The sequence below is a fragment of the Epilithonimonas hispanica genome (assembly GCF_003385395.1).
Classification (GTDB): Bacteria; Bacteroidota; Bacteroidia; order Flavobacteriales; family Weeksellaceae; genus Epilithonimonas; species Epilithonimonas hispanica.
Genome location: NZ_QNUG01000038.1, coordinates 1 through 14,815 on the forward strand (window position 1 = coordinate 1; position 14,815 = coordinate 14,815).

Consider the following 14,815-nt stretch of genomic DNA (forward strand, 5'->3'; position numbering starts at 1 on the left):
ATGTAGGTCATTCCGCTAACTATGTAGGTCATTCCGCTAACTATGTAGGTCATTCCGCTAACTATGTAGGTCATTCCGCTAACTATGTAGGTCATTCCGGGGAAAATTGTTAAAAACAGCAATTAACTATGTAGGTCATTCCGGAAATGTTTTATTCGTTTTTCAATTCTGGGAACATTTTTTCGTAAAAAAATCCTCCTAAGTTTTTTATTTCATTATTGGAAATATTTTCAAACCAAACATTTCTTCTGTAGAGTGGAGAATCTTTGTTGTCATATTGGCTGTTAAAGGTGATCATTTGATTTAATCTTCTATACATCTCTGTATATCCAAGCCTTTGAAGTAAAAAGAGGGCTTGAGCTTCACTCATGCCGTAAGCAACAAAGTAATTCATCGTTTTGATTTCTTCTTCAGACAATGATTCTTTGCGTATTCTTTTTTTAAATCTGAATTCTATGGCCGTAATCTTCCGTCCTGTTTTTTTTGGGATATAGATAAGATTATCGATGTCTAGTTTAGAATTTTTATTAATTTCTTCTACGGCAGGATCCAAGAAAACCCTTTTAAATTCGCTCCATACTTTTAGATATTCTACTCTTTCTACATCAATCGGGGCTGTTTCTTCGTTGAAGAGAAGTTCTAGCTGCATCTGTTTTGTTGCAATGTCTTCCTGGTTTTCATTATTGTTTATAAACTCTATAAAGCCTAAAAGCATTTTGAATTCCTCGATAGATACTCTGTAAATACCGGTTTCTTTATATTGGGACAATAGTTCAAAAAACTTTTTTCTTTTATCTCCTTTGAGGTCTATAATATTTTTCTCTATTTGTGTATAGGGAACCTTGGAGCTTTCTACATATTCTAAAGCAAATTTTTCGAAAAAGAAGACTTTCCCAAAGTTGGCAAAACGGATGGTAAACTCATTGGTGTCTTCATCATTAATTTCTACACTGTCTACTAGGTTAAAAAAAACAGTTTTCTTTGCGGGTTTGTTATAGAATACCCCATTAATGTTTCTAAGCCCATTGATGATGTAAAAAAATTCTGATGGTGAGTATGTATTCTTTTTGTCTTTTATGTTTTTATATTTCAAGAATTTTTCGAAATTAAAAACCACACTACCTGTTGCATTAGGATCGTGGAAATCGATTTCACTTTGTAAATAATACAGTATTTCTTTCTGCATTTCGGATGCATCTCTCAAAACACTTTTTGTGAAATAATTGGATTGTATTAAATAATTGCCTGCTCGCTTTGTCATAGTGCTTGTTTTCCGCTGAAAATTTGATAAGTGAAGTTCTCTACCGGATTATTTTTATCGAAGATCCTATAGTACCTATTAGCCTTCGTATCGCTGAAATAATCTTCTTTCTTAATAAAGCATTTTATCCACAGCCAATTTTGCAATTGGGAAGCTAGATTTTTAGGTTTCCAAACCTTATGGTAAAAACATGTTTTTTTGGTATCCGAGAAATAGACCACACAAAAAAAACCTTGGCTTTCTGTCTTTTTCATATTTTAAAAAATCCTTACCTTTGGGATAGGAAAAAACATATTTTATGTTTGGGGAGAATCTTTTGGATTTTCCCTTTTTTATTTATTAAAATATTTTTCCTGGACCGCTGTTACAATCAAATTTTTCATTGTTGTTCCTTTTTCTACAGATAACATCTTGAGACTTTTTAATACATCATCTGGAAAATGAACATTGAAAGGGGTCTCTTTTATTTTATTTTTTACAGGCACAACCTTTTGAACTGGGCTCGTCATATTGGTTTCTTTTGCCTTGCCGATTAAGGCAGATAAATCTAATTTACTCATTGCTTTATATAAATGTATAATTACACAAATATACAAATACATATTTAAATAAATATATATTTGTATAAATTCTATTTTGCCACTATTGTTAATATTTCTTTTGTAAGATTATCTATTTGTCTTTGCGCGTTCGCATTTTCTTCCACACCATTCAGTACAACCGAACGAGAAAAAGCCACCAAGTCTGAAAGCATTTTCCGAGAGACCTTAATATCATAATCTACTAATTGATTTTTTATCTCCTCTGTCAAAGTTGTATTTGGCTTAACCATGTTGAAAACAATTATTGCTTTATCCTGATTATTGCTCTCTTTTATAATTTGAATAGTAGATTTGATTGCTAATAAGTCTAAAATACCCGCCTTGGTTGGAATGATAATAATGTCAGACAAATTACACAACTGCTCCAAATTATCCGACAAATAGGGTGGAGTATCTATAAAGATAAAATCATAATCCGAATTAATCACATTATTCAAATCATTGGAAGAAAAAATAGGAACCTCTGATAACTCTCGGATATTAAGCAGAGATCCTTGCGAATCCATATCCACGATGCAAACTTTTGCGTTTGTTCTGAGATTAGCTGCCAAATTAAACGTAAGAGTAGATTTCCCTACGCCTCCTTTCTGATGAGTACTTAAAATTATTTTAGCCATTTATTTTATACAATTACACAAATATACAAATATGTATTTACATATTTATCCAAATATACATTTATATATTTATACAAACATGTAAACTCAATCGTTATTCATTGCATTTTATTTTGATAAAGTTTTCACTAATTAAAATTACCCCTCTCATATTTACACAGCTATGCCCAAAAGACCAATGTCATAAAAATTAATCCTTATTTAATATTGGGTAAGGACTAGTACATTCCATTTTTCATAAAAAAAAACTTACTTTTGTCTGCATAAACTAAAACTAAAATAACCATGAGGTACAACAATTATTTTTTGTGGATACTCGTTTGTATTATTAAAAAAATACAATATTATAAATGATTTGGATTCTACGAGCCTCTTTGATTATTCTAGATTTTTTGAGTATCAATGTCTTTTTAATTTTAAATTTAGGATTTATATTCTCTTCTGAAAGGAAGCAGGGTTTATTTTTATTTTTATTTAATATCTGGTGGATAATTATTTCAAAACTACTTCACTTATATGAAAAGATCCTAACGAAGAGCTCGGAAAAACACTATTATTTTTTAATCAAAGGATTAATTCTTTTTTTCTTCGTAACCTTTGTTCGGTTTGCAGCAGATCAAGGTACTCGCTTCGTTTTCTCGGAGCCATTTTTCGTTCCTTTTTTCCAATTTGTGATCTTAACTTCTGTCACGATGCTGGGAGGAAGGATTTTGATATTTTTATATCGTAGAAAAATCCGAAAAAAAGGTTCAAAAAAATTCAACACTGTTGTTGTAGGAAGCAATAATTTTTCTGCCAACCTGCAGAATGTTGACTTTTTAGAAACCATGAATATTTGGGGAACCTATAATATAGATGCAAAGCAACTTAACGAGATTACAGAAAACAGACATGACTCTGTCCAAAGGCTTTTTCAAATAAGAAATTTCAAAAATGTTATCATTTGTGACAATGCTTTAGAACATATCGATTTTGACCACCTCATAAAAGCAGCAGCAAGACATATGATCAGGATTTATGTTATTCCGGATTTAAAAGGTGTGGACCTGAAAGTTTCGCAGCTGGTTACCTTCAACGGAGTTCCTATTATAAAGTCGATGTCAGAACCCTTGGAAGAGGTAAGTAATAGAATAGTAAAACGAATTTTTGATGTTATAGTTTCCTTTCTTGTTATTGTCTTTATTTTATCTTGGCTAATTCCTCTCATTGGTTTGCTAATATATTTGGAAAATCCTGGGCCTATATTTTTTAAACAAAAAAGATCCGGCTACCTCAATAAAGAATTTAATTGTTTTAAATTCAGAAGTATGAAAGTCAACTCTGAATCAGATTTCAAATCGGCTTCCAAGAGTGACTCCAGAATTACTAAAACAGGGGCATGGTTAAGAAAAACAAGTATAGATGAGTTACCGCAATTTATCAATGTTTTTATTGGAGATATGTCTATTATAGGTCCTCGTCCCCACATGCTTTCTCAAACTGAGACTTATTCTGATCTTGTGAAAAAATACATGATTAGACATTTTGTAAAACCCGGTATTAGTGGATGGGCGCAAGTAATGGGTAGCAGAGGAGAGATAAGGAGTTTGCAAGATATGGAGGATAGAATAGAAAAAGATATTTGGTATATCCACAATTGGTCTTTAATACTTGACATTAAAATCATATTTTTGACCGTTTATAATATCGTAAAAGGAGATAAACAAGCTTATTAATTATAATGAAAAACACAACAAAAGAAAACGACTGGGATGATTTTGAATGGAATGAATCGGAGAATTCTATTTCATTCGCAGAAATTGTCCACATTGTCAAAAAACTATTACCCTACATTATCATTTGTGGTTTTATTGGTTTGGTACTGGCTTGGTTTTATTACAAATCACAAGAACCTCAGTATGTAATCAAATCAAAAATATTGATTAAAGATGACCAAGGTAAAGCTTCTGGAGCTATGGCAGGCTCTGATATGTTCAAAGAAATGGGGTTGTTCAGTGGTGCAAGTTCGGTAGATAATGAGTTGGAAATCATCACTACATATAGTATATTAGATAAAGTAGTAAATGATCTACAGCTGAATGTTAAGGTTAAGAAAAATCAATTTTTCAATTCCAAAGAAAAGAAAACATATCAAACTCCTTGGGATTTAAAAATCATCTCTTATAAAAAGAATGCTTTTGATGATAATCTAAGTTATAGCTATAATCTCTTCTCCAAAGATGGGAAAATTTGGTATATCAAGGAAGATAAAAAGATCTTTGTAAGCGAAAACAAACCTATCTCATTTGATTTCGGAATCTTAGTTTTTGAAAAAAATACTTCACAAGCTACTCCTGATGGAGAATGGTCTTTAGAAGTTCAAAAGCCTTCTCAAACTGTAGAAAATTACCGCCAGGCTATTACGCCTAGTATTCCCAATAAAAATACCAGTATTATTACTTTGGAAATGAAATCGCCTAATCCTTCTAGGGGCAAGATGGTGATGAATAAGCTAATAGATACTTATATCAGAGAAGGAGTAAAAGACAACAATAGTATAAACGATAGCACTCTTTTCTTTATCAATGATCGTTTACGCAATGTAGAGGGCGAGTTGCAAGACGTAGAAGTTGCAATTCAAAATTTTAAACAAAAAAATGATCTTACCAATATCGATGATCAAGTCAAGCTTTTATTAGATGTTTATAAAGAAAACTCCCAGAAATCTTTAGATGCCGAAGTTCAACTTAATGTTATCACTTCTTTGGAAAACCATCTCCGTTCTGGGAATACTCATGTAATTCCAGCGAGCTTATTGACGCAAGACGCATCATTATCTGGTATCATTAATCAATACAATCTGTTGGTCGTACAGAAGGAAAAACTAGCTAAAAGTGCAACACCCGACAACCCTTTGGTAAAGAGTATCAACAGTCAACTTTCTAGTCTACGTACTGAACTTTTGGGAAGTATTTCCACTACACGTCGTTCTTATGCAACCGTAGCGGGACAACTAAGATCAGAAGCAAATCAAAATCTGAGCAAAGTACGGCAGATGCCTTTACAAGAAAGACAATTTCTAGACATATCTCGTCAACAGGCTATTAAACAAGAGTTATACCTTTTCCTTTTGAAAAAAAGAGAAGAGACAGAATTGGGTAAATCTTCTACTTTGTCTAATACTAGAGTTATTGATTATGCTAGAGTTTCCGATAAACCTGTAGAACCAAAAGGTAGCATGATTTTATTCGCCGGGATGTTATTGGGAGCTATTTTGCCTTTCTTAGTCTATTTTATTAGACAAAAATCGAATCTTAAACTTAAGACCAAAAAAGAACTTAATAGCCACAACAAAATTCCTATTATCGGAGAAATTGGACACCAAGAGGGTACTGCGGTTTTTGAAGTTAAAAACAACCCTAGAAGTCCTTTGGCAGAACAATTTAGAATACTGCGTACCAATCTTCATTTTTACCAAAATAAGGATAAAGGTACTTGTTTGATGATTACTTCATCTATGCCTGGAGAAGGGAAAACCTTTATTTCCATAAACCTTGCCGCTACATTAGCCGCAAACAAACAAGTAAAAGTTTTGCTCATTGGGATGGATCTTAGAAAACCAAAACTTGCTAGCGAACTTGGCTTAGCCAATAAAAAAGGCTTTACTAACTATGCTATCAATGATGTAAGTTTGGACGAAATTATCTATGACTTAGAAGGCTTTAGTAATTTAAAAGTAATGCCTAGTGGTCCTATTCCTCCAAATCCTTCGGAGTTATTGATGTCTAAGGAATGTGAAGAAATGTTTAATCTTTTGAAAGAACGTTTTGATTTTATCGTAGTAGACTGTCCTCCTACAGTAGTTACAGACTACCAAATCATTAGTAACTATTGTGATATTTCACTTTACTCAGTGAGGGTTAATTATACCAATCTTAAACAAGTAGAGATGGCCAATGAAATTTACCGAACAAACAAGCTACCAAGAATGAATTTGGTGATTAATGACTTTATCCCAGAAAAATACGATAGCTACAATAGCGGTTATTATTTTCAGTATGGTTATTATGAGACAGAAGAAGAAGTGAAGAAAAAATGGTGGGAAAAATTTTTCAAATCATAACCCCACAGAGAAAACACTGATTATAAAAAATAAAATTCAACTTTTATATTATAAACCCAATGATTAATAAAAACGCTAAAATATACATAGCTGGACACAGAGGAATGGTAGGAAGTGCCATCTGGAGAACTCTAGAAAAACAAGGCTATACTAATCTGATAGGCAAAACTAGCAAAGAATTGGATCTAAGAAATCAACAAGATGTCTTAGAGTTTTTGGAAGCTGAAAAACCAGAAATTATCATTGATGCAGCAGCAAAAGTGGGAGGTATCTTGGCCAACAACGATTTTCCTTATCAATTTTTGATGGAAAACATTCAAATTCAAAATAATTTAATTGATGGGTCTCTTAAAGTTGATGTAAAAAAATTCATCTTTTTAGGTAGTTCATGCATCTATCCAAAGTTTGCTCCACAGCCTCTAAAAGAAGATTATCTATTAACCGATTCTCTTGAACCAACTAATGAATGGTACGCTATTGCAAAAATTACAGGCGTAAAAACTTGTCAAGCTATTCGTAAGCAGTTTGGTAAAGATTATGTAAGCATGATGCCTACTAATCTATATGGGACTCATGACAATTTTGATTTAAAATCATCCCACGTACTTCCTGCAATGATTAGAAAATTCCATGAAGCGAAAGAAAACAACAATGCTAATGTCGTTTTATGGGGTTCTGGAACTCCTCTAAGAGAGTTCTTATTTGTAGACGACTTAGCAGAAGCTGTTGTTTTTGCTCTAGATAATGAACTTCCTGAGTATTTGTATAATGTTGGAACAGGAACCGATTTAACAATAAAAGATCTAGCTGAATTAATTCAAAAAGTAACTGGTCACCAAGGAGAAATAGAATGGGATAGTTCTAAGCCAGATGGAACTCCAAGAAAACTAATGGATATATCCAAGATGCATGATCTAGGATGGAAACATCGGGTTGAATTAGAAGATGGTATTCGAAAAACTTATAATTGGTTTTTGGAAAACATAGAGAATTATAAAGAAGTAAAACTATAACTAAGAAAAAACAAAAAAAATGAAAGTAGCACTTATAACAGGTATCACAGGGCAAGATGGATCTTACTTAGCAGAGCTTTTATTATCCAAAGGTTATATGGTTCATGGGATTAAAAGAAGATCATCATCTTTCAACACCCAAAGAATTGATCATCTTTATATAGATCAGCATGAACAACATGTTAACTTCAAATTGCATTATGGCGATTTGACGGATTCTACCAACCTTATTAGAATCATTCAGGAAATTCAGCCCGATGAAATTTATAATCTAGGGGCAATGTCTCATGTAAAGGTATCTTTTGATTCTCCAGAATATGTAGGTAATGTAGATGGATTGGGAACGCTTCGTATTTTGGAAGCAGTAAGAATTCTTGGTCTAGAAAAGAAAACCAGAATCTACCAAGCCTCAACATCAGAATTATATGGTGGTCTTGAAGAAAACAAAAATGCTGCTGGTTTCTATGATGAGCAGTCACCTTTCTATCCACGTTCACCTTACGGAGTAGCAAAAATCTATGGTTTTTGGATTACCAAAAACTATCGTGAAGCCTATGATATGTATGCTTGCAACGGGATTTTGTTTAACCACGAATCACCACGCAGAGGAGAGACTTTCGTTACCCGCAAAATCACGATGGCAACAGCAGCAATTGCTTTAGGAAAACAAGAAACATTGTATTTAGGAAATCTAAATGCGCTTCGTGATTGGGGACATGCCAAAGATTATGTAGAAGCGATGTGGAGAATCCTTCAACAAGATAAAGCTGAAGATTATGTTATCGCTACAGGCGTTACCACTTCCATTAGAGATTTTGTACGCATGTCATTTGCAGAAGTTGGTATTACCCTTCGTTTTGAAGGCGAAGCTGAGAATGAAGTCGGTATTGTTGAGTCTATTGATGAAGCAAAATACAGAGCTATTGTTGGTGATGAAGTAGCCAATCAGTGCATCAGCAAATTAGCAAATAAACCAGTGATTAAAGTGGATCCAAAATACTACCGCCCAACAGAAGTAGATTTATTAATTGGAGACCCTACCAAATCCAAAACGCAATTGGGTTGGAATCCTGAATACGATGTAGAGGCACTTTGTGCAGAAATGATAAAATCTGACCTACAATTGGTAAAAACTAATTATAATGGTCAGCTGGAGCATATTGTGGGGTAAATTTTGAAGTATAGCAAAAAATAAAAAAATTTTATGAAAATATTAATTGAAAATTCAACATGGAATAATGTAGGTGATGGTTGGTATCAGTATTCGCTTTATTATTTATTAAAAAAAATATATCCTGAAGCAAATATTGTTTTGGGTGAAGGACCTGTTAAACGTGCTTTTAGAATTACGTCTGAAAAGCAATTAAATAATGCACTAAATTTATTAGATTGGCAGGACGCAGATTTGCATGTGTTTTCTGGTCCCATGCTGAAAACTTTAATTACAGATTACGGAACTGCTATAAAGAGAATAATTGAAAAAGGTAATAATTACGCTTTTATTAGTGTTTCTGGTACTGCAGTGAGTCCTTCACAAAAAAAAGAAATTGGAGCATTTTTACAGAAATATCCCCCTTTGCTTTTTTCAACTAGAGATGAGGAAACATACAATAACTTTAGAGAATTTGTTCCAAACGCTTATAATGGAATATGTACAGCTTTCCTTGTAGACAAAACAATTCCTTTGGATACTTTTAAATTAGATAAACCTTTTTTTGTAAGTAGTTTTTATATGGAAAATGAACCAAACTTCAAAGTAACTGGGGATTTTTCTATTGAAAATTTACAAGTAGAGCATAGAAAAAATAAGTTCGGTTTACCTTTTAAATTTGCAAGACATCTTAATTATTCATTACCACAACAAGAAGAAATTGGAGGTCGAAAAATTGTAAGATTAATTCAGAATCTCAACACAAAATTCAATCATATCAATTTTGCAATGCCAAATAGTTTCATAAGTTTTAATCCTATTACATATTTAGAGGTTATAAAATCTGCTGAATTTGTAGTTTCTGATCGCGTTCATGCTTGTGCCACATCCTTAGCATGTGGTCATCCAGCAAGATTTTTATTTGAAACGCCTAGAGCTGGAATTTTCGATCGACTAGGCTTCGACTATAAAGCAAATAATGGTATTATGTATCCCAATATGGAAATTATCGAGGAAGAGATGGATAAACTATGTAGCGTAATCTCAAAGTATATATAGAGATTAGTTAGTATGAGAAATTCACAAATAGTAAATCTACGGGTATTTGCAATATTTTTTGTTGTTATTGGACATTGTGTAATTATTTTTGATCCAAGGTGGGATATTTACCATCCAACTTATCCTTCAAAAAGTCTTTATTATTTCAAGGAATTTATCAATAGTTTTCAAATGCAGCTATTTTTTTCTATTTCTGGATTTCTCTATTATTATTCAAAAAATAAAAAAAATAATATAGAATTCATTATTGATAAAGGTAAGAGATTACTTATTCCATTTTTATTTGTAGGATTGGTATATTTAATTCCTATACGGTTTTTAGCGCATTATCCTAATTATTCAAATGGATATTTCTCAGCACTTGGAGATTTTTTCATAAAAAATGATTGTGGTCATCTTTGGTTTTTACCTACTCTTTTTGGCATTTTTATCATTTCAAAATATCTAATTTCATTTGTAGAGAACTCTATAGTTTTAAAATTGGCACTATTTGTTATAGCCATTTTGACTAGTGTTTTTAATGGACATTTTCCATCTTTTCTATATATAAACTTAATTCTAAAGTGGGAAGTATTTTTTTTATTAGGTTATTATGTCCACGCATACAAAGATGTTCTATTTGATAAGAGATACAAAAATTTGTGGTATTTAGGAGTGATAGTTTTACCACCACTATTATACATTAGATTTTTAACATTACAAACTAGCATTGGAGCCCCGATTAGATTTGTGTTTTCAATTCTTATGGTTTTAATTATGTATAGATTTATGCCAAGCAAGACGTCTGAGCTAATATCTTTCTTTGACAAAAATAGTTTTGGAATTTATCTTTTTCATGCGCCAGTTATTTATGTGGTTTTTGATAATTTTTATTATATGTATCCTTGGCAATTAGTAGGTATAGCCTTTTTCTCTTCGTGTTCCATAGCTTTACTTATAACTTATAGTTTAAGATTATTGAAGTTAGAAATTATGATAGGTGAGAAATAATGAATACAACAAAAAAAAACATAATAAAAAATGGACTTTCTTCCTTTGGTCAAAAGGGAGTGAGAGTTTTGGAGCAATTGTTCCTGATTCCTTTTTTTATTACACACTGGGGTACGGCTTATTATGGTGAATGGTTAACCTTAACAATTATTCCAAGTGTTTTAGCATTCTCTGATTTAGGTTTAGGATCTGCTGCATCTAATAGTTTTGTATTAAAATATGCAAGTGGTAAATATCAGGAGGCTGCCGATGTGCTGAAGACAGGCTTTGTGATTATCACGAAAGTCATTTTAATTGCGATGTTAATTGGCGCTGTTGGTGTTGGTCTTGCATTACATTTTAATTGGCTAGCTCATTCGCTTATTCCAACAGACGAGGCTTGTTATGCCTTATTAATGATGATGATGGCAAAATTATTAGGCTTTTATATGCAGCTGTATGAGGCAAACTTCAGAGCCGCTCGCAAAGCACATTTGGGAATCAATCTTCAGACACTGAGTGGATGTTTAAATATTGGGATTGGACTTTTGATGCTTATGTTGGGATATGGTGTTGTCGGTTTTGCTCTTGGACAATTGCTAATTGCTATTTTTGATAATTTAGTTTACGGAAGAATTGCGTTGCGAATTTTAAATTTAGGGAAGCAGTTTAAAGGTGTTTATAACAAAACTTTTTCAAAAGAAGTTTTTGGACTTGGTTTAGGCTATTTGATGTCTCCACTTTGGCAAAGCATTTTGTTTCAAGGGACTACCTTTGTGGTAAGAGTTACCCTAGGGCCAACCGCAGTGGCAATGTTCAATACGGTAAGGACTCTTTCTCGTTCTGTTAATCAGTTATACAGTATTATTAATACGAGTGTATTTCCAGAAATACAGATGGAAATAGGGGCGGGAAATGTCGCTAAAGCCAAAAATATTTTAACGAAAGCAACCAAGATATCAGGAATTCTAGCGCTTGTAGGCTGTATAGGTATGGCCACGATAGGATTACCAATCTATAATATATGGACCAAGCACGAATTGAATCCTCCGTATATCTTATGGTTTCTGTTGGTTCTGGCAACAGCCGTAAATGCCGTTTGGTGGACGGTTGGTGTAGTCTTTAGAGCAATGAATAAACCCTATCAGCTATCTATTTCAGGAGTAGTCTTTTCCCTATTAGCCATTTTAATAACATATGTTGGTTGTAAAAATTTGGGCATAATTGGTGCCGGTATTGGTGCCTTAGCATTTGAAATTGGAATGGCTCTATTCTTATTTCCTAGAGCTTTTAAATTATTAAATATTAAATTGCAATGAAGATAAATGTTTTAAAAATAGACTATGATAGATCAGTACAAGATAAAATTAGACTTTGTTTTTGGCTTTATCTATTTTTTTTAATATTTGAAAGTGCTTTTCGGAAATGGTTTCTGCCGGGACTATCAAATATATTCTTAGTAATTAGAGATCCTATAGTTCTTTATGTTCTCATATTAGGTTTACATAAAAATTTAACAAATAGCAAATATGTTGTCTTTCTAATTGCGTTGGGTAGTATTGCATTTTTTACAACTTTAATATGGGGACATCAAAATTTTTTAGTAGATATTTATGGTTTTCGTATTATAGGTATTTATTTTCCAGCAATGTTTGTCTTTTCAAAGTCTCTGAAACGCTACGACTTGCTTATAGTTGGGAAAGTGATTTTATACCTTTCATTTTTTATGACCATACTTATCACTTTGCAATATTTTTCTCCACAATCTTCTTGGGTTAATAGAGGAATTGGTGGAAATGAAGAAGGAGCAGGTTTTGCTGGAGTTGGTGGTTACTTTAGGCCATCTGGCACATTTTCATTTATTTCGGGAATGGTAGGTTTTGAATTTTTAGTCGGAGCTTTTTTAATGTATTTTTTATTTTTTAATGCTAATCTACCTAAATCTATAAAAATTCCAAGAATATTTTTAGTTATCATTACTCTTTCATTTGGTGTTTCTATTATTGTTTGCTTATCGAGAAGCATTATTTTTCAATCGTTAATTCTTTTATTATTAGCGATTTTAGCACCTTTATTTTTAAAGAAAGATTATACTAAAATTTTTAATCTCTCAATTGTTTTAGTAATATCTGTTGCTATATTATCTCAAATTAATTTTTTCAGAATAGCTGTTAATAACCTATCAGAACGATTTGAGAATGCGTCAGATTCTGAAGGAAATGTCGTTACGGGAACGATACAAAACCGGTTTTTAGGATCTTATGAAAGAGCGTTTACTGATACACAAAATTTCACGGGTAAAGAAATACCCTTTACTGGGTTTGGATTAGGAATAGGAACAAAAGTTGGAGAAAAGCTTTTGGGAATAGATAGTTCTACAAAACCTTTTGCAGTTGCTGAAGAAGAATGGAGTCGTGTAATATGTGAGATGGGGTTATTGATGGGAGGTCTTTTTCTGATTGTCATTAGAGTTATCTTTCCTTTTTCATACTCTATTAAAGCATTTAACTGCTTTAGAAGGAATGAAGACTATTTGCCTTACTTTTTTATACCTCCTTTCTTTATTTTTATAAGCAATAGGCAATTAGCAATGCCAAATTTATTGGGATTTACGGTTCTATTTGGTATTATTTTATTGGCTTCTATTAACACAAGTAAAAAATTAAGTAAATGATAATCAATGTTGCATCTTTTGGAGGAAGAACACATATGCTTGACCTTGCCAGAGAATTGGAGAAATGTGGACACACTGTGCGTTTTTATTCATATGTCAGAACTAGGCGATCAATGGAGTTCGGATTAAAAAAAGAATGTTCATATTCTCTTTTTGGATTTGCTATTCCTTTTTTAATTTTGTTTAAATTTTTTGGACATGGCCGTTGGAGAGAAGATTTATATAATTTTTGCTGTGATTGGATGCTTTCATGGTATATGAAGCCTTGTGATATATTTATAGGGCAAAGTCCAATGCACATCAAATCCATAAAAGCAGCTAAAAAACGTTTTGGAGCCATAACTATACTTGAACGAGGGATTAGTCACGTTGATCATCAAGCTAAAGTTTTACAATCTATTCCGTCGTCTGCTAAAAATATGAGCAGGTTACATATAAAGAGAGATTTAAAAGGATATATATATCCAGATTTTATTTCTGTAGGATCAGATCATGTAAATCAGACATTTTTGGAACGAGGATTTGAATCTGAAAGAATATTTGTTAATAATTATGGTGTTAATTTAAAATCTTTTTATCCAACAAGCCTATCAAATGAAAATCCTTATGATTTAATACTTGTTGGACAATGGAGTTACCGTAAAGGTTGTGATCTAATTTTAGAGGTAGTTAAACGAATGAATTTACGTTTTTTACATGTAGGCCCCTTAGTTGATTTAGATTTTCCAACCAATGATAAATGTTTTACACATATTGATCCAGTTAATGAAAAACAATTAGTAAAATACTACCAACAAGCAAAAGTTTTTGTTTTACCATCGCGTGATGAGGGTTTAGCTTTAGTTCAGCCACAAGCTTTGGCATGTGGATTACCATTAGTGTGTAGTGCTTATTCTGGAGGAAGGGATTTGAAGAAATTTATAATTGATGAAAATTTCATACAAGAGATGGATAAATATGACGTAGATTCTCTAGAAGAAAAAATAACTTTAGCTCTTATTTTGGCTAATAATCAAAAAGGACTAAGAAACATTATGCAATCTACTGAAAGTTTGTCATTTAAAGCTTACGGTGATAGATACAATGATTTTTTAAAAAAAATAACTAAAAAATGATCTGTTGCCATAAATCGTAATTATTAATGATGATATAAACTTTGAAAAAATATTATTATAATAAATAAAAACTTAGATTCAATTAATAAAGGTAACAGTAATTAAAATAATACCTAGGTTTTATTATATAGAAAACATAATGATAATACGCTTTTTCCATAGACATCCAAAGATAGGTTTTTCCATCCAACATGTGTTTTCAAATATTATTGAGGGCTTAAAAAGTACAAGTCCACAACATATAATCGAAAAT

At 32.1% G+C, this 14,815-nt stretch carries 12 protein-coding genes; 9 read left to right on the forward strand and 3 right to left on the reverse strand.

Annotated elements, in window-relative coordinates; genetic code table 11:
- Positions 1 to 151 precede the first annotated feature (151 nt).
- The 3 genes from DRF58_RS14430 to DRF58_RS14445 all read right to left on the reverse strand — a co-directional run bounded on the left by DRF58_RS14430 (position 152) and on the right by DRF58_RS14445 (position 2,480).
- A complete protein-coding gene (locus DRF58_RS14430) occupies positions 152 to 1,261 on the reverse strand; it encodes a replication initiation protein (RefSeq protein ID WP_116036433.1) in 1,110 nt (369 codons plus the stop codon).
- 332 nt (positions 1,262 to 1,593) lie between these two features.
- Positions 1,594 to 1,821, reverse strand: coding sequence for a hypothetical protein (locus DRF58_RS14440; RefSeq protein WP_034978754.1), 228 nt, complete (start codon positions 1,819 to 1,821; stop codon positions 1,594 to 1,596).
- A 71-nt stretch (positions 1,822 to 1,892) separates the two neighbouring features.
- Entirely contained in the window at positions 1,893 to 2,480 is a 588-nt protein-coding gene (locus DRF58_RS14445) for a ParA family protein (RefSeq protein WP_116036435.1), read from the reverse strand.
- Positions 2,481 to 2,830: 350 nt separating this feature from the next.
- Between DRF58_RS14445 and DRF58_RS14450 the strand changes: the two genes are divergently transcribed.
- The 9 genes from DRF58_RS14450 (at position 2,831) to DRF58_RS14490 (ending at position 14,562) form a co-directional block, all read left to right on the forward strand.
- Positions 2,831 to 4,195 carry an exopolysaccharide biosynthesis polyprenyl glycosylphosphotransferase gene (locus tag DRF58_RS14450; protein ID WP_116036437.1) on the forward strand — a complete coding sequence of 455 codons (1,365 nt, stop codon included), beginning with the start codon at positions 2,831 to 2,833 and terminating at the stop codon, positions 4,193 to 4,195.
- A 5-nt stretch (positions 4,196 to 4,200) separates the two neighbouring features.
- Positions 4,201 to 6,582: a GumC family protein gene (locus tag DRF58_RS14455; RefSeq protein ID WP_116036438.1), complete on the forward strand. Its 2,382-nt coding sequence runs from the start codon at positions 4,201 to 4,203 to the stop codon at positions 6,580 to 6,582.
- 62 nt (positions 6,583 to 6,644) lie between these two features.
- Entirely contained in the window at positions 6,645 to 7,595 is a 951-nt protein-coding gene (locus tag DRF58_RS14460; protein ID WP_317124869.1) for a GDP-L-fucose synthase family protein, read from the forward strand.
- A gap of 19 nt (positions 7,596 to 7,614) precedes the next feature.
- Positions 7,615 to 8,766, forward strand: a complete 1,152-nt coding sequence (gene gmd / locus DRF58_RS14465) for a GDP-mannose 4,6-dehydratase (RefSeq protein ID WP_116036442.1) — start codon at positions 7,615 to 7,617, stop codon at positions 8,764 to 8,766.
- 33 nt (positions 8,767 to 8,799) lie between these two features.
- Entirely contained in the window at positions 8,800 to 9,804 is a 1,005-nt protein-coding gene (locus DRF58_RS14470) for a polysaccharide pyruvyl transferase family protein (protein ID WP_116036443.1), read from the forward strand.
- Between the two features lie 12 nt (positions 9,805 to 9,816).
- Entirely contained in the window at positions 9,817 to 10,794 is a 978-nt protein-coding gene (locus DRF58_RS14475; protein ID WP_116036445.1) for an acyltransferase family protein, read from the forward strand.
- Entirely contained in the window at positions 10,794 to 12,092 is a 1,299-nt protein-coding gene (locus DRF58_RS14480; protein WP_116036447.1) for a lipopolysaccharide biosynthesis protein, read from the forward strand. Before DRF58_RS14475 ends, DRF58_RS14480 begins: the two co-directional genes overlap by 1 nt.
- Positions 12,089 to 13,447: a hypothetical protein gene (locus DRF58_RS14485; RefSeq protein WP_116036449.1), complete on the forward strand. Its 1,359-nt coding sequence runs from the start codon at positions 12,089 to 12,091 to the stop codon at positions 13,445 to 13,447. The genes DRF58_RS14480 and DRF58_RS14485 overlap by 4 nt, the downstream gene beginning before the upstream one ends.
- Positions 13,444 to 14,562 (forward strand): glycosyltransferase family 4 protein, encoded by a 1,119-nt coding sequence (locus tag DRF58_RS14490; protein ID WP_116036450.1) that lies wholly within the window; start codon positions 13,444 to 13,446, stop codon positions 14,560 to 14,562. Before DRF58_RS14485 ends, DRF58_RS14490 begins: the two co-directional genes overlap by 4 nt.
- Positions 14,563 to 14,815: the final 253 nt, after the last annotated feature.

Excerpts from the sequence above, each read along its gene's own strand:
- DRF58_RS14430 (WP_116036433.1), bottom strand. The coding sequence starts at position 1,261 with ATGACAAAGCGAGCAGGCAATTATTTAATACAATCCAATTATTTCACA.
- DRF58_RS14440 (WP_034978754.1), bottom strand. The coding sequence starts at position 1,821 with ATGAGTAAATTAGATTTATCTGCCTTAATCGGCAAGGCAAAAGAAACC.
- DRF58_RS14445 (WP_116036435.1), bottom strand. The coding sequence starts at position 2,480 with ATGGCTAAAATAATTTTAAGTACTCATCAGAAAGGAGGCGTAGGGAAA.
- DRF58_RS14450 (WP_116036437.1), top strand. The coding sequence starts at position 2,831 with ATGATTTGGATTCTACGAGCCTCTTTGATTATTCTAGATTTTTTGAGT.
- DRF58_RS14455 (WP_116036438.1), top strand. The coding sequence starts at position 4,201 with ATGAAAAACACAACAAAAGAAAACGACTGGGATGATTTTGAATGGAAT.
- gmd (WP_116036442.1), top strand. The coding sequence starts at position 7,615 with ATGAAAGTAGCACTTATAACAGGTATCACAGGGCAAGATGGATCTTAC.
- DRF58_RS14470 (WP_116036443.1), top strand. The coding sequence starts at position 8,800 with ATGAAAATATTAATTGAAAATTCAACATGGAATAATGTAGGTGATGGT.
- DRF58_RS14475 (WP_116036445.1), top strand. The coding sequence starts at position 9,817 with ATGAGAAATTCACAAATAGTAAATCTACGGGTATTTGCAATATTTTTT.
- DRF58_RS14480 (WP_116036447.1), top strand. The coding sequence starts at position 10,794 with ATGAATACAACAAAAAAAAACATAATAAAAAATGGACTTTCTTCCTTT.
- DRF58_RS14485 (WP_116036449.1), top strand. The coding sequence starts at position 12,089 with ATGAAGATAAATGTTTTAAAAATAGACTATGATAGATCAGTACAAGAT.
- DRF58_RS14490 (WP_116036450.1), top strand. The coding sequence starts at position 13,444 with ATGATAATCAATGTTGCATCTTTTGGAGGAAGAACACATATGCTTGAC.